Annotated in this window: 12 protein-coding genes; 2 read left to right on the forward strand and 10 right to left on the reverse strand. The window is 64.0% G+C overall.

Annotated elements, in window-relative coordinates; all coding sequences use genetic code 11:
• Positions 1–46: 46 nt before the first annotated feature.
• From B9A15_RS12630 to B9A15_RS12670, 9 genes are all read right to left on the reverse strand, one after another.
• Entirely contained in the window at positions 47–349 is a 303-nt protein-coding gene (locus B9A15_RS12630) for an urease subunit gamma (protein WP_084410456.1), read from the reverse strand.
• Between the two features lie 46 nt (positions 350–395).
• Positions 396–1,235, reverse strand: a complete 840-nt coding sequence (locus tag B9A15_RS12635) for an urease accessory protein UreD (protein ID WP_084410457.1) — start codon at positions 1,233–1,235, stop codon at positions 396–398.
• Positions 1,236–1,271: 36 nt separating this feature from the next.
• Positions 1,272–1,964, reverse strand: a complete 693-nt coding sequence (gene urtE, locus B9A15_RS12640; RefSeq protein WP_084410458.1) for an urea ABC transporter ATP-binding subunit UrtE — start codon at positions 1,962–1,964, stop codon at positions 1,272–1,274.
• Positions 1,965–2,001: 37 nt separating this feature from the next.
• Positions 2,002–2,826, reverse strand: coding sequence for an urea ABC transporter ATP-binding protein UrtD (urtD, locus tag B9A15_RS12645; RefSeq protein WP_084410570.1), 825 nt, complete (start codon positions 2,824–2,826; stop codon positions 2,002–2,004).
• Between the two features lie 182 nt (positions 2,827–3,008).
• Positions 3,009–4,175: an urea ABC transporter permease subunit UrtC gene (gene urtC / locus B9A15_RS12650; RefSeq protein ID WP_084410459.1), complete on the reverse strand. Its 1,167-nt coding sequence runs from the start codon at positions 4,173–4,175 to the stop codon at positions 3,009–3,011.
• Entirely contained in the window at positions 4,172–5,806 is a 1,635-nt protein-coding gene (urtB, locus tag B9A15_RS12655; RefSeq protein WP_084410571.1) for an urea ABC transporter permease subunit UrtB, read from the reverse strand. Before urtB ends, urtC begins: the two co-directional genes overlap by 4 nt.
• Before the next feature lie 156 nt (positions 5,807–5,962).
• The gene (urtA, locus tag B9A15_RS12660; protein WP_084410460.1) at positions 5,963–7,270 is read right to left on the reverse strand and encodes an urea ABC transporter substrate-binding protein; all 1,308 of its coding nucleotides are present in this window, start codon (positions 7,268–7,270) and stop codon (positions 5,963–5,965) included.
• 326 nt (positions 7,271–7,596) lie between these two features.
• On the reverse strand, positions 7,597–8,682 hold the full coding sequence (locus tag B9A15_RS12665; RefSeq protein WP_084410461.1) for a hypothetical protein: 1,086 nt from the start codon (positions 8,680–8,682) through the stop codon (positions 7,597–7,599).
• A gap of 353 nt (positions 8,683–9,035) precedes the next feature.
• Positions 9,036–10,862 carry an AsmA family protein gene (locus B9A15_RS12670; protein WP_084410462.1) on the reverse strand — a complete coding sequence of 609 codons (1,827 nt, stop codon included), beginning with the start codon at positions 10,860–10,862 and terminating at the stop codon, positions 9,036–9,038.
• 537 nt (positions 10,863–11,399) lie between these two features.
• Between B9A15_RS12670 and B9A15_RS12680 the strand changes: the two genes are divergently transcribed.
• Both B9A15_RS12680 and B9A15_RS12685 read left to right on the forward strand, forming a co-directional pair.
• Positions 11,400–13,349, forward strand: a complete 1,950-nt coding sequence (locus B9A15_RS12680; RefSeq protein ID WP_084410464.1) for an acetoacetate--CoA ligase — start codon at positions 11,400–11,402, stop codon at positions 13,347–13,349.
• Between the two features lie 114 nt (positions 13,350–13,463).
• Positions 13,464–13,886: an NUDIX domain-containing protein gene (locus B9A15_RS12685; RefSeq protein WP_084410465.1), complete on the forward strand. Its 423-nt coding sequence runs from the start codon at positions 13,464–13,466 to the stop codon at positions 13,884–13,886.
• A 25-nt stretch (positions 13,887–13,911) separates the two neighbouring features.
• Here B9A15_RS12685 and B9A15_RS12690 read toward each other — a convergent pair whose 3' ends face one another.
• Entirely contained in the window at positions 13,912–14,955 is a 1,044-nt protein-coding gene (locus B9A15_RS12690) for a lytic transglycosylase domain-containing protein (RefSeq protein ID WP_084410466.1), read from the reverse strand.
• Positions 14,956–14,992: the final 37 nt, after the last annotated feature.

Below are 14,992 nucleotides of genomic sequence, written 5' to 3' on the forward strand. Positions count from 1 at the left end.
CGCGACGCAAGGGTCTCGTCGCGGCCGGGCCGCGCGAACCAAACGGTCAGCGGATTGGTTCGTGAACCGTCACCAGCTTGGTGCCGTCCGGAAAGGTCGCTTCGACCTGGACGTCGTGGATCATTGCGGCAATGCCCTCCATCACCTGATCGCGCGTAATGACCTTGGCGCCGGCTTCCATCAGATCGGCGACGGAGCGTCCGTCGCGGGCGCCTTCGACCACGAAATCGGTGATCAGCGCGATCGCCTCCGGGTGGTTGAGCTTCACCCCACGGGCGAGGCGCTTGCGCGCGACCTCCGCCGCCATGGCGATGAGCAGCTTGTCCTTTTCGCGCGGCGTGAGTTGCATGCGTCTTTTTCCCTCGTCGGCTCATGCCCTCGATGATTGGGCGATTTCATAGCGACCATATCCGCGGCAAGGGCGCGATGGCCAGTCGGTTCAAAAGTGGGACCAGCGTCTTTCTGAGAGCGAAGCCGCCCTCGGCGACGAGCCGGATCACAAGACAGCCTTCGACGAGGCTCGCCCCGCCGCGATCGCTGATGATCTCGCGGACCTCGCCGATCAGCGCCTCTGCGCGCGGTGAGACGAGAAGGAGGCTTGCAAAGGCTCTTGCCCCGCCAAGCCCGGCCGCCGCAGCGGTGATGCGCGCGATGTCGGGCCCGAGCCGCAGGGCGTCGGCATAGACGAGACGCCCCGCGATCCGCACCCGCCAGCGATCGGCGAGAAAAGCCTTGCAAAGCGTCTCGCCCATCGCCTCACGGCCAAGAATCACCGGCTCGCATAAAAGCGCTTCGGCGCCTTCGGCAAGATCGACATCAAGGCGGCGGGAGAGGACGCCGCCTTCGAAGAGGATCGTCTCCTGGGGCAGATAGGCCAGATGCGCGCCGCTCTCGGCCGACAGCCGTGTCGCAACTTCAGCCTGTCCGCCGCTTGCGCGATAGACCCGCTCGCAGGCCTGGGTGGTGACGGTGAGGGCCGCGCCGGCGTCGAGGTGAAAGACCTGGGTCAGACGGTCGCCGCCTGTCAGCCCGCCTGACGTGTTGATGAGGACCGCCTCGATCGAGGGCTGGGGAAGCCGGGGAAAGCGCAGCTTGAGGCAGCCTTCCTGGCGCAGATCGGCAAGTTTCGTCCGCTCACCGAGACGGCGGACCCTCGCCTCTGCTGATCCCCGTGCCCGCTGAAGCGCGGCGGTCTCAGCGCCGTCGTCGCAGCGGGCGAGAAGGGAAGGGGGCATCGGTCTGCCTTAAGGTTCAAAGGGTCGGAATGGGGTTCACACCGTCAGATGCCGGCGAACTTCCTCCCTGTCCAGGCTTTCGGCCGGGCCTTCGTGAACGATCTCGCCGCGATCCATGATATAGACCTTGTCGGCGAGCTCCCGGCAGAAGTCGAGATATTGTTCGACCAGGAGGACCGCGAGGCCGGCCTCTTCTTTCAGGAAACGGATCGCCCGGCCGATATCCTTAATGATCGAAGGCTGGATGCCTTCGGTGGGCTCGTCGAGGACGAGGAGCTTCGGCCGCGTCACCAGCGCCCGGCCGATGGCGAGCTGCTGCTGCTGGCCGCCCGAGAGATCGCCGCCGCGCCGACCGAGCATGTCTTTGAGCACCGGAAACAGCTCATAGACGTGGTCGGGGATCGTCTTGTCGGATTTCAGCGGCGCAAAGCCTGTCTGAAGATTTTCCTTCACCGTCAGAAGCGGAAAGATCTCGCGGCCCTGGGGCACGAAGCCGATGCCCTTTCGCGCCCTCGCATAGGGTGCCGAGCGGCCGAGGGCTTCGTCGCCGAGGCGGATTTCGCCCTTGCGGATCGCCTGCTGACCGACGATGGCGCGCAGGAGCGAGGTCTTGCCGACACCGTTGCGGCCAAGGACGCAGGTGATCTCGCCCTGTTTCGCGTCGAGCGAGACATTCTTCAGCGCCTGGGCGGCGCCGTAATAGAGATCGACATTGGAGACTGTCAGCATTGTCTGTTTCCCATCAGGGCCTGTCGCGACGCTTCGCTCATCGCCCAAGATACACCTCGATTACCCGTGGATCGCTCGACACATGGTCGAGCGTGCCTTCCGAGAGCACCGTTCCCTCGTGAAGGCAGGTGACCTTGACGCCGAGAGCGCGGACGAAATGCATGTCGTGTTCGACGACGACGACGGAATGCTTCTCGGCGATCTCGCGCAGGAGCCGCGCCGTCTCTTCCGTTTCGGCGTCGGTCATGCCGGCCACCGGTTCGTCGACGAGGAGGAGTTCGGGGTCCTGGGCGAGCAGCATGCCGATCTCCAGCCATTGCTTCTGGCCGTGGGAGAGGTCGGCGGCGAGGCGGTGGCGCTTGTCCACCATGCGGGTGGTGTGAAGGATCTCCTCCACCCGGTCGTTCTCTTCGCCCGAACGCTTGTGAAGCAGTGCCTCGAAGACCGAGCGCGAGCCGGCGAGCGAGAGGCGGAGATTCTTTTCCACCGTCAGCCCTTCGAAGACCGTCGGCTTCTGAAACTTGCGACCGATCCCCATAGAGGCAATCGACGCCTCGTCATGCTTGGTGAGATCGACGTCGCCGGCAAAGAAGACGTCGCCGGAATCGGGCCGGGTCTTGCCGGTGATGATATCCATCATCGTCGTCTTGCCGGCCCCGTTCGGGCCGATGATGGCGCGCATTTCGCCGCGCTGGACGACGAGGGAGAGATTGTTGATGGCCTTGAAGCCGTCGAAGGTCTTGTTGACCCCGTCGAGATAGAGAAGCGTCTCGCGGCGGGCGCCAAGCCGGGCTTCCTTCTTCGCCTGTTCGACGGCGCGTTCGGTCGCGTAAGGATGCGGCGAGACGCGGGGGACCGTGATTGGCTCCGATGCCGGTTCGGGCGCGGGCTTTGGCGCGGCGGCGTGCGATGGCGCCAGGCCGTCTGCCGGCGCCGTCTCCGCTCCTTGCGGCTCTTGAAGAATGCGCGCCTGTTCGGCCGCCTCGTCCCTTCCATCGCCGGCGGGAAGAGGATCGCGGGTCGTGTTCATCTCGTCCATCCTCGTCATTCCGCCGGGCTCGCGGCAAGGTTGGGATCGTTGCCGGTGCCTTCCGACTCGCCTTTTTCGCGGTTTTTCGCGCGGCGCCGGGCTTTCAGCGCGTCCCAGCCATGATCGATCGTGCCGACGATGCCGCGCGGCAGGAAGATCGTGACGACGACGAAGAGGCCGCCGAGGACGAAGAGCCAGTATTCCGGCGCGAGCCCCGTGAAGACGCTCTTGCCGTAATTGACCAGAAGCGCGCCGATGACCGGGCCGAGCAGGGTGCCGCGTCCGCCGACGGCAGCCCAGACGACGATCTCGATCGAATTGACCGGGGCGAACTCGCCCGGATTGATGATCCCGACCTGGGGCACGTAAAGCGCGCCGGCGATGCCGGCCATGACGGCGGAGAGGGTGAAGGCGAAGAGCTTCACATATTCCGGCCGCCAGCCGATGAAGCGCGTGCGGCTTTCGGCGTCACGGACGGCGATCATCAGATCGCCGAGCTTGGAGCGAATGATCGCGCCGACGCAGAGGACGGCGAGGGCGAGCGCGATGCAGCTGGCGGCAAAGAGCGCGGCGCGGGTCGTATCGGCCTGGATCGGATAGCCGAGAATGTCCTTGAAGTCGGTGAGGCCATTATTGCCACCAAAGCCCATATCGTTTCGGAAGAAGGCAAGCAGCAGCGCATAGGTCATCGCCTGGGTGATGATCGAGAGATAGACCCCGGTCACGCGGCTTCGGAAGGCGAAATAACCGAAGACGAAGCCGAGCAGGCCGGGCACGACCATGACCATCAGCGCGGCGAACCAGAACTGATCGAAGCCATACCAATACCAGGGCAGCTCCTGCCAGTTGAGGAAGACCATGAAGTCGGGAAGCTCGGGATTGCCATAGACCCCGCGCGCCCCGATCTGGCGCATCAGATACATGCCCATCGCATAGCCGCCGAGGGCGAAGAAGGCGCCGTGACCGAGCGACAGGATGCCGAGATGGCCCCAGACGAGATCGAGGGCGAGCGCCAGCATCGCATAGCAGACATATTTGCCGATCAGCGGAACCAGATAGGACGGCACGTGCAGCGGATGGTTCGCCGGCAAAGCGAGATTGGCGAGGGGCACGAGAATGGCGGCGGCGACAAGCGCCGCGACGAGGATCCAGACCCGGGCGCCGAGATATCGGATGATCATGCGTCGACGAAGCGTCCCTTCTGGGCGAAGAGGCCCCGCGGCCGCTTCTGGATGAACAGGATGATGAGGACGAGGACGACGATCTTGCCGAGGACCGCGCCGGCGAAGGGTTCGAGGAACTTGTTGACGACGCCGAGCGTCATGGCGCCGACGAGGGTTCCCCACAGATTGCCGACGCCGCCGAAGACGACGACCATGAAGCTGTCGATGATGTAGCCCTGGCCGAGATTGGGCGAGACATTGTCGATCTGGCTGAGGGCGACGCCGGCGATCCCTGCAATGCCAGAGCCGAGCGCGAAGGTCATGGCGTCGACCCAGGGGGTGCGGATGCCCATGGCCGAGGCCATGCGCCGGTTCTGGGTCACGGCCCGCATCTGGAGGCCGAGCGAGGTCTTGTTGAGGACGGCCAGCAGCGCGACGAAGACGATGATCGCGAAGACGATGATCCAGAGGCGGTTCCAGGTGACCTGCATCAAGCCGACTTCGAAGGCCCCCGACATCCAGTCGGGATTGCCGACCTCGCGGTTGGTGGGCCCGAAAATGGTGCGCACGGCCTGTTGCAGGATCAGCGAGACGCCGAAGGTGGCGAGCAGGGTCTCCAACGGCCGTCCATAAAGGAAGCGGATCAGCCCGCGCTCCATGACGAGGCCGACGAGACCCGAGACCAGAAAGGCGAGCGGCAGGGCGATGGCGAGCGACCACTCGAACAGGCCCGGCACATTGGTGCGGATGAACTCCTGAACCACGAAGGTCGTGTAGGCGCCGAGCATGACCATCTCGCCATGGGCCATGTTGATCACCCCCATGACGCCAAAGGTGATGGCAAGGCCGATCGCGGCGAGCAAGAGAACCGAGCCGAGCGAGAGCCCGTACCACACATTCTGGGCCTGGTTCCAAAAGGCGATGTTGTTCTCCACCTGGGCGATCGCCGAAAGCGCGGCGGAGCGGGCCTCCGGCGTCTGCGCGCTGTCGGCGAAGCGGGAGAGCATGGCGAGGGCTTCGCGGTCGCCGCGCGCGGCGAGGATGCGCGCTTCCTCCGCCTTTTCCGCTTCCGGCGCATCGGAGGCGAGAATGGCGCTGGCGCGCGCCTCTGCCATCGCGGTCTTGACGGCCGGGTCCTCCTCGGCGGCGATCGCTTCGGTGAGGGGGGCGATCATCTCGGGATCGGCTTCGGAAAAGAGGGTCTGGGCGGCCCGCAGGCGCTGGGCCGGATTGTCCGAGCGCAAGGTGAGGGAGCCGAGGGCCAGCGTCACCGCATTGCGGATGGAATTCTTGACGCGGACCTTTTCCATCTCGCCGCGGGGCGCGGTGCCGGCCGTTTCGCCGGTCATGGGGTCGAGAAGATCGTATTCGTCGCCGTCGCGCGTTGCGATGAAGACCGCCTGATCGCCTTCGCGCCAGTAAAGATCGCCGTCTCTGAGGGCACGCAAGGGCCGAGCGACCGCCGGATCGCCGGTTCCGGCGAGTTCGGAAATGACCGCCTCGGTCTCGTCATAGCTCTGCTTGCCGCCGAACTTCTGGACGATGGCCGCCGGATCGCCGCTCGCGGTCGTGGCAGGTTCCTGGGCCGTGGCAGGCGCTGAGAGGAGCGAGCCGAAGAGAAGGGCGAGGAGGGCAAGAAGCCAAGGCATCGGACGGATCATGAAGGCAAGGCCCCGGTCGGTCGGTTTGTCCGGCGGTCCCGCGAGGGATGTCGGGCGTTTGAAAAGGGCGGAGCGGCCGATCACCAGCCGCTCCGCCGGCACCCCTTGGGAGGACAGGGTGCGGGAGACGCAAAGACGGAAGCCTTACTGGGCTGCGGCGGTCTCACCCAGGCACTTGCCGGCCTCGGTGTCGTAATTGCCGCATTTCAGCTCGACCCAGTCGGCCTTCAGCTTCTTAGATTCCGGCAGGAAGTCCGACCAGGCATCGCCCGGCACGAGGTCGTCGGTCTCGGAGACGACGTCGAACTGGCCTTCGTCGTTGATCTCGCCAATGAGGACCGGCTTGGTGATGTGGTGGTTCGGCAGCATGACCGAGGTGCCGCCGGTCAGATTCGCCTGCTCAATGCCCGGCAAGGCGTCGATGACGGCGTCTGCGTCGGTGGTGCCAGCCTTCTCGACCGCCTTCACCCACATGTTGAAGCCGATATAGTGGGCTTCCATGGGGTCGTTGGTGACGCGCTCGTCATTGCCCGTGAACTCATGCCACTTGGCGATGAAGTCCTCGTTCTCGGGCGTGTCGACGGACTGGAAGTAGTTCCAGGCAGCAAGATGGCCGACCAGCGGTCCGGTGTCGATGCCGGCCAGCTCTTCCTCGCCCACAGAGAAGGCGACGACCGGGATGTCGGTCGCTTCGATGCCCTGATTGGCGAGTTCCTTATAAAAGGGAACGTTCGCGTCGCCATTGATGGTCGAGACGACGGCGGTCTTCTTGCCGGTCGAGCCGAATTCCTTGATCTTGGCGACTTCCGTCTGCCAGTCGGAGAAGCCGAAGGGCGTGTAGTTGACGATGATGTCCTCGGCGGCGACGCCCTTGTCCTTCAGATACTGCTCGAGAATCTTGTTGGTCGTGCGCGGATAGACATAGTCGGTGCCTTCCAGCACCCAGCGCTCGACGCCCTCGTCCATCAGATAGTCGACGGCAGGTATCGCCTGCTGGTTCGGCGCGGCACCCGTATAGAAGACGTTGCGCTCTGATTCCTCGCCCTCATACTGGACGGGATAGAACAGGATCGAATTCAGCTCCTTGAAGACCGGCAGGACGGACTTGCGGGAGACCGACGTCCAACAGCCGAAGACCGCCGCGACCTCGTCCTGGCTGATCAGTTCGCGCGCCTTTTCGGCAAAGAGCGGCCAGTCGGATGCGGGATCGACGACCACTGCCTCAAGGGGTCGGCCAAGAACGCCGCCCTTCTTGTTCTGCTCTTCGATGAGCATCAGCATGGCGTCTTTGAGGGTCGTCTCCGAGATCGCCATGGTGCCCGATAGCGAATGGAGAATACCGACCTTGATCGGCTCGCCGCTCGGCGTCTGGGCCATGGCGCTTGTGGCCATGGTGGACCCGATCGTTGCCGCCGCGGCGAGATTGCGCAGCCATGTCAGGGATGACGTCATCCAGCTCTCCTGTCGTTCCGTCCCGCCTTTTTGTCGGCGGGCTCCCGGACGGAGATTGCAAAGGCCGTGCCAATCACTCGAATCGGGGCAGGTTTTGGCATGGAAGCCTTAGGCTACTGCCTTTGAGGAAAGCAGCGCCAGGGCGCTTGTCGAGAGGCCATTGATCAAGAGCTGAGGTCGATATGCTCCTTCATTAAGCACAAATCTCCCAGGGCGCACAAAAAATAATCAGCCTATTCTTCGTGCATCGGCGGTGCATACCCCGCCTTAGCAGTTCACCCGTCACAGCAGATCGAAAGGCCGAGAAGTTGCAGAGATGAAGACGCTCAGACGCCGCGCTCGGCGCTTTCATGGGCGGTCATGATTGCCTGCAAAGTCGCCTCAATCGCGGCGAGGAGCGGATCGGGGCCTTCCTCGGCTGCATGAGCGAGGTAATCGAGCACTTCGATGTCGGAGAGGGCTGCGCGCAGGGCGGGGGCGACCAGCGGGTCCCCCATGCGACCGCTGGCCTCAAGGCGAGTTTCGGCGACCCGAAGGGCGCCGAGGACAGGGCGCAATTCGGCGAGAGCTCGTTCCGTCTCGGTCCTGTTCGCGCTTGCCGGCGAAGCGAGAAAGCCGCGAGCTTCGGCTCGACCGAGAAGGGCTGCGATGGCGGTCAGGCGCTCGCCTTCGGATGCAAGGGCGACGACGTCACGGGACTTCGGCGGCAGATCGGGGTCGATAGCGGGCCCATAGGGAGCCTTGGCGAGGCCCTGGGTCGTCATCGGATCGAGACCGTCGCGGCGCTCTCCGACCGTGAGGCTCGGGCGAAGATCGAGCGCGATCGGCACGCTTTGGACATCGGCGGGACGAACGGAAGGCGCGAAATGCGGCAGCGGCACGGGGCGCATGGCGGCATAGGCCTCGGCAAGGCTGCGGCGGGTGCGCGTCGTCTGCGCATCGGTAAGGGCTGTGAGCGTCTCGGACGAACCGGAGCCGATGCGATCGAGATAGCTGCGCATGGTCGATACGTAGTTTTCGGTGCCGGCGCAGAGATAAGGTGCCGGCGCCTGGCCGAGAAAGTCGGAGAGGTCTGTCACGATCCGATCGGCGATCCAGCGGCTGTCGGAATCACCGGCCCAGCTCGCTCGTCCCCGGGCGCGCGCAAGACCCGTAGCGATCCGCAGGGATTTTGCCTCCTCGCCGCTCCGCCGGCCCGAGGCGGGCGTGAGGACAAGGCGGCCGGGAAGGCGTTCGTCGCCGCGTCGGGCGAGGGCCCTGGCCTCCGCGATTTTTGCGAAAGGGCCCGATCGGACATCGGCTAGCTTCTCATGGAAGCGTGCCGCACATTCGCTCGCCGATCGGCTGCCGGCGAGCGCGGGTGGGACCAGCGCAAAAGCAAAGCACAGAAAGACGAGCGGGAAGCGCGGCATGGCAGAGATCCGGTGGCTGTCGCCGGCAGCGATCGCCGAACCGCCGGCGGAAGCTCGATAGAGTGAAACGCGACCGAGTTGGGTCGCATGCTCGCTCTAAAGCCTTGTCTTTCGTAAGCCGTTATCCAAAAAGTCGATCAACTTTTGGGCGTCTTACTCGAGGCATCCCGGCGGACCGATGACATGCTGCGCGGCCCATTCGCCCGCCATGCTCGCATGGAGCCCTTTCTCTCAGGTGAACGAACCATTTCCTAAGCGAGGGGATGGACTGGGAACCGATGAAGTGAAGGCGCCGGTCGCGACGGATCAGAGGCTGGACAACACTTCGTCGGTAGAGCCCTGGGCCCTGTCCTTCAGTGCCCGGAACTCTTCCTGGAAGGTCTCGTCACGACCCTCGGATTGGGCCATAGGCCTTCCAGGCTAAAATTCACCGGTTGCGAGGCGGTGAATTCCTCGGGCGTTCCGGCCGAGGCCGTCAGAGAAAATTCCTCATAGCTACCCAAGAGTTGGAGCCAACGATCCGTGAGGGATACCCGGCCATGAGCCGTTAGGACGCCGCTTTGATCTTTGATTTCCAACGCATCCACCGCCACCCGTGGACCGTGGCCGGACAACTCGACTTCCATCCGCGTAAAGGGCATGGAGCCTTCCACGAGGCCGGCCATGAGGGGCTGCGTTCCCGCTTTCGAAAACACTTTGGGGTCGAAGCCGGACACGATGCCGTTGTGAACGGTGAGATCGGCTTTCAGCTCGGCGCTGGACAGGATGGTCTCCCAATCCCGCGCGTCGGCGGTGAGCTCTGCATCGAACTGGCCCTGGCCGGTCAGCTGCACATTGGTGTCGCCAAGCCGGGATACCAGACGTCCCATGTCGATGCCCGAGCCTGTCCAGTGGCCGGCAAGCCCCGGCACCTTGCCATTGATCAGCGCGATGCGGCCATAGGTGCGCCCGCCGAACAGGGATGCGTCGCCCACATCCAGCGTCGCCTTGCCGTCCGAGACGCCGATGACCGCCGCCACGTCCTGCAATGGCAGCGAGCCGATTAACGCCTCGCCCGCCGACAGGCGGATATTGAGATCGATCGCGTCGGAGAAAGCGACGTCGATCGGCCGGCGCAGATTGAAGGGGCCGGTCGGCGGCGGCACGACCGCCCGGGCGATCGGGCCGAAATCGAAACTCGGATAGGCGAGGGTGCCGCTCAGCCGGCGACGATCGAGATCGAATTCCATCGCCCCCTGGCCGGTCGAGCCGGCGATGGAAAGCGCCGCATTGCCGAAAGCGAGGGTCGAGCCGGCCAGCGCCATGTCGCCATTGAGCGCGACAGAGCCAAGTTCGGGAACCATCATCTGCGGCGAGGCGAGCCATCCGACCATGCGAGAGAAGGAATCGCCCGCGATGGAAAACCGGCCGTCCAGGCGCCGCAGCGAGCCGAAATCGAGCGTGCCGTCGAAATTGGCCGAAAGCGGAGGTGTCGCCAGGCTGAAGGACACCGCACTGGCGCCGGCCTCTTCGAGATTGGCGGTCGAGGCGATCGACATGTCGAGATCGGCCGGCTGGCCGTTCCAGATGAAGCTGCCATCGACGCGAACGGCGCTGCGATCGGAAGTGCGCGCCACCGTGAAATTGGCGTTGCTGAAGCCGTTGGGGCTGATCCCGGTCTGTGTCGGACGCCAGACCCCATCGCGGACTTCGAGCACCTGAAGCTTGTCGAGGCGGGTGATGGCGGCGCGGGTGAGACGCTCGAATTCGTTGAAGGCCTCGATCGAAGGCGAGACCGGACCGGCAGGCCTTAGGCCCGTCTCGATCGGGTTAGATGCGTCTCTCTGGGCCTCGGCGGGCCGATATTCCGGCCGGATCAGCACGATCCGCGCAATGGTCGCCTTGCCGAACAAGGCATCGACGGGATCGAGATCGGCGACGATCCGATCGACGGAAAAGCCGATCGCCGGTCCGATCTCCACATGGTCGGCGATGAGGCGCGTGCGCGGCATCACCGAGAAGCGAACCGGCCCGCCGATCGCGACCTCCGCACCTGTCAGGGCGCGAATGCGCTGGGCAAGTTCCCGCTCCGCATCGCCGGACGCCAGGACAAAGCGCGGCGCGAGCATCGCCACCGCCACGATGACGGCTGCGAAAAGCCCGATCCCCAGCCACCGGCCTTTGCGGCGCTTCGACAGCATCCCCTACTCCAGTTCTGCGGGGGCAGCCGACCATCGGCCATCCTCCCGCACGGTGGATCTGACGCTCCCATCGTCCTTCGCGATGTCCGCTCGAACGAAGGCCAAATCCAAAACCGTTTCATTCGCGCGCTCCTGCCAAGAGCTCTCGGACCCCGGACAGGACATCGTCGCACCGAACATGGACCTTGCGGTCCTCCGGCGAGCCCACGCCAATTCCATGACGGTGAGCAAAAGGATCCAATCTCCGAATCGGGCCCTTATTTCCAAACGGCCCCTTCCAAAGCGGTGGAGATGGTCCGTCCGATCCCGAGGCGATTGGACGCCTTCGTCATTCCACCTCTTCAACCCGAAACCGATTGCGCACTGCAATAGGCTTCAATCCCATGTCGGGTTTGGAGACGGGACTGGCAAGATGGCCACGCTGTTGCAATGCGAAACTTCGTACCAGATAGCCGCATAGTCCACGCATCCTAGGTCATGGCTCCTGCCCCAAACCTGTGGCATCAACATGACCGCGATGTCAGAAAGAGGTTTGGAATGACCGGGAAGCTGCTCTGGACCCCGTCTCAAGAGACCATCGACAACCATCCGATGTCGGCCTTTGCCAGAAAGGCGGAAGAGGAAACAGGCCAAGCCTTTGGCGACTATTGGGCTCTGCATGGCTGGTCCATCGAGGATCGTGGAGCCTTCTGGGATCTCGTCTGGCGCTTTTCCAAGATCAAGGGGGACAAGTGCGGGACGGCGCTCGCGGCCGGCGCGACGATGCGCGAGGATCTCTTCTTTCCCGAGGCGCGGCTGAATTTTGCCGAGAACCTTCTCGCCAAGACCGGCTATGAGGATGCCATCGTCTTTCGCGGCGAGGACAAGGTGGAGCGCCGGCTGTCCTGGGACGAACTTCATTCGCTGGTCTCGCGCCTCGCTGAGGCGATGCGGGCCGAGGGCGTCGGGGCTGGCGACCGGGTCGCGGCGATGTTGCCCAATATGCCGGAGACGGTCGCGGTGATGCTGGCGGCGTCCTCGATCGGCGCCGTCTTCTCTTCCTGCTCGCCCGATTTCGGCGAGCGAGGCGTTCTCGACCGTTTCGGCCAGATCGAACCGAAGCTCTTCTTTGCCTGTGACGGCTATTATTATGCCGGCAAGACGATCCATGTGGCGGACAAATTGCAGCCGATCGCCAAGGCGCTTGGCGTGAAGACGGTCATCGTCCCCTATCTCGGCAAGGCCGAAGATGTCGCGGCCGCGCTGGACAAGGGCGTTTCCCTGCCGGCCTTTATCGAGCCTTATGAGGCCGGGCCGATCGCCTTCGAGCCGATGCCCTTCTCGGCGCCGCTCTATATCATGTTCTCGTCGGGCACGACCGGCGTTCCCAAATGCATCGTCCATTCGGTCGGCGGCACGCTTCTCCAGCACGCCAAGGAGCATCGGCTCCATTGCGGTATCGAAGAAGGCGACCGGGTCTTCTACTTCACCACCTGCGGCTGGATGATGTGGAACTGGCTGGTCTCGGCGCTGAGCACCGGGGCGACGCTGCTTCTTTATGACGGCTCCCCCTTCCACCCCAATGGCAACGTCGTCTTCGACTATCTGGCGGCCGAAAAGGCGACCTTCTTCGGCACCTCGGCCAAATATATCGACGCCGTGCGCAAGGCAGGTCTCAAACCGGTCGAGACCCATGATCTGTCGAGCATCAGAATGCTCACCTCGACCGGCTCGCCGCTGTCGCCCGAAGGCTTCGACTTCGTCTATGAGGGCATCAAGCCCGACGTTCATCTCGCCTCGATCTCCGGCGGCACGGACATCGTCTCCTGTTTCGTGCTCGGCATTCCCTGGCTCCCTGTCTATGAGGGCGAAATTCAGGGCCCGGGCCTCGGCATGGCCGTCGATGTCTGGAACGAGGCGGGCGAGAGCGTGACCGGTGAGAAGGGCGATCTCGTCTGCACCAAAGGTTTCCCGTCCATGCCGATCTATTTCTTCGGCGACGAGACGGGCGAGCGCTACACCAACGCCTATTTCTCGCAATTTCCGGGCATTTGGGCCCATGGCGACTTTGCCGAATGGACCGAGCATCGCGGCCTCATCATCCATGGCCGCTCGGATGCGACGCTCAACCCGCAAGGGGTGCGGATCGGTACGGCCGAAATCTACAACATCGTCGAACAGTTCGAGGAGATCGGCGAAGCGATCTGCATCGGCCAATCCTGGGACGACGATGTTCGCGTCGTTCTCTTCGTGAAAATGGTGGCAGGTGTCGAGCTCGACGACGATCTCGTCAAGCGCATCAAGACGGCAATCCGTACCGGCGCTTCGCCGCGCCATGTGCCGGCCAAGATCGTCGCGGTCGAGGACATTCCGCGCACCAAGTCCGGCAAGATCGTCGAACTCGCCGTGCGCGAAGTCGTCGAGGGACGGGATGTCAAGAATATCGAGGCTCTGGCCAATCCCGGCGCCCTCGACTTCTACCGCGACCGCAGCGAACTGACGGACTGATCCTTCTTATTGTGGATTGGCGGGCGAGGCCATCGTCCGCCGGTCTCGATCGCCATATCCTCGCCTTCAGTCATCGCGCATTGGCGGTGACGGGCAAGAGAGCGAGAAGCGACAATGGACAGACCCGGCGTTGGCTGCGGCGTCGTCATCTTGAACGATGCCGGCGAACTTCTCCTGATCCAGCGGCGAAAGGCGCCGCAGGCCGGCCATTGGGGCCTGCCGGGCGGCAAGGTCGATTTCTTTGAAGAGACACGAATGACAGCGGCCCGCGAGGCGCAAGAGGAACTCGGCATCAAGGTGGCAATCGGCGAATTGATTTGCCTCACCGAAGAGCATCACGCTGAAGAGGCCGAGCGATATCACTGGGTCTCGCCGGTCTATCGGGCCGCCTCTTTTGAAGGCGAAGCCGTTCTCAAGGAGCCGGACAAGCATTCCGGCCTCGGCTGGTTCGCGCTCGATGCGCTTCCGAAGCCCTTGACCGAACCCACCCGTCAGGTCCTGCCGCATCTTCGGACGAAAACGGGCGATGCCGGCTGATTTGGCATGAAGCCGAGACGGGTGTTCAGTTCTTCATCACGATGCAGGAGCCGCCCGCTTTGCGCAGACGACCGCAGAGACCATCGGCCTCCGAGCGGGAATCAGCGCCGATCCGCACCGCATAAATGCGCTGACGGCTCGCATTGCGCGAACGAATGACCAGCGGGTCCTTGCCACCGATGACGGAACCATAGGCGGAACGGACGCGCGAGAACATTTTGACCGCGACGGACCGATTGGCGTGGCCGGCGACCTGAACGCCCCAGGGCTTCATCGGCACGCTCTCGCTGCCGTCCAGCGAGGCGAAAACGGCCCTGGTCTTCATGATCGGCAGCCGAGCGCAGGACTGATCGAAGGAAAGGTCCTTATCGAGCGGGCGCGGCTCGACCTCCCGCCCCGTCTCGGTGAACCATTCGACCGGGCGAAAGGTAATCGCATTCACATATTCGACGGTCTCATAGGGCAGGCCGCGCGTCGAAGTCTCCGCCATCCAGCCTTTCACCCGGTTGATGCCGCCATTATAGGCCGCCGCCGCAAGGCCCCAATTGCCGAGCTCGGCCTTCAGGTCGCGGAGGTAGAGCGCCGAGTGGCGGATCGCTTCCTCGTAATCATATGGGTTGGCAAGCCCGCGTTCCTTGGCAGTATAGGGCATGAATTGCGCAATGCCGCGCGCCCCCACCGGCGAGACCGCTTTGACGTCGAAACGGCTCTCCTTCCAGATGAGGCGGGCGAAGAAATCCCTGTCCATCTTCACCCGGTCGGCTGAATCCCGGATTACCGAACAGATTTCGGCGGCCGTCGGCGGCTTTGTCGCTTCGTCCTGACCATTGGCGGCTTCGGCGGCACTCGGCGGAGGGTCCTTTTGAGTGCTGGACGCTTCGGTCGTCGTTTCGCTTGCCTTGTCCTCGGGCGCTTCGTCCTCGCGCGCTTCGCTCTTGTCGGCCGAGACGGCGCTCTCCGCCGGCGCCCGCGCGGCCGCTGCCTTGTCTTGTGCCGCTGCTCCTGTCGCCAGGGTTTGAGCGAGCGCAAGAAGGACGGCGATGGTGATCGTCCTCGGCGAAACGGCCATGATCGCTCCCTGGAAGCTGGTTTGAAGCGGCGACGGT

The organism is Fulvimarina manganoxydans (genome assembly GCF_900176465.1).
Lineage (GTDB): Bacteria > Pseudomonadota > Alphaproteobacteria > Rhizobiales > Rhizobiaceae > Fulvimarina > Fulvimarina manganoxydans.

Excerpts from the sequence above, each read along its gene's own strand:
- B9A15_RS12630 (WP_084410456.1), bottom strand. The coding sequence starts at position 349 with ATGCAACTCACGCCGCGCGAAAAGGACAAGCTGCTCATCGCCATGGCG.
- B9A15_RS12635 (WP_084410457.1), bottom strand. The coding sequence starts at position 1,235 with ATGCCCCCTTCCCTTCTCGCCCGCTGCGACGACGGCGCTGAGACCGCC.
- urtE (WP_084410458.1), bottom strand. The coding sequence starts at position 1,964 with ATGCTGACAGTCTCCAATGTCGATCTCTATTACGGCGCCGCCCAGGCG.
- urtC (WP_084410459.1), bottom strand. The coding sequence starts at position 4,175 with ATGATCATCCGATATCTCGGCGCCCGGGTCTGGATCCTCGTCGCGGCG.
- urtB (WP_084410571.1), bottom strand. The coding sequence starts at position 5,806 with ATGCCTTGGCTTCTTGCCCTCCTCGCCCTTCTCTTCGGCTCGCTCCTC.
- urtA (WP_084410460.1), bottom strand. The coding sequence starts at position 7,270 with ATGACGTCATCCCTGACATGGCTGCGCAATCTCGCCGCGGCGGCAACG.
- B9A15_RS12665 (WP_084410461.1), bottom strand. The coding sequence starts at position 8,682 with ATGCCGCGCTTCCCGCTCGTCTTTCTGTGCTTTGCTTTTGCGCTGGTC.
- B9A15_RS12670 (WP_084410462.1), bottom strand. The coding sequence starts at position 10,862 with ATGCTGTCGAAGCGCCGCAAAGGCCGGTGGCTGGGGATCGGGCTTTTC.
- B9A15_RS12680 (WP_084410464.1), top strand. The coding sequence starts at position 11,400 with ATGACCGGGAAGCTGCTCTGGACCCCGTCTCAAGAGACCATCGACAAC.
- B9A15_RS12685 (WP_084410465.1), top strand. The coding sequence starts at position 13,464 with ATGGACAGACCCGGCGTTGGCTGCGGCGTCGTCATCTTGAACGATGCC.
- B9A15_RS12690 (WP_084410466.1), bottom strand. The coding sequence starts at position 14,955 with ATGGCCGTTTCGCCGAGGACGATCACCATCGCCGTCCTTCTTGCGCTC.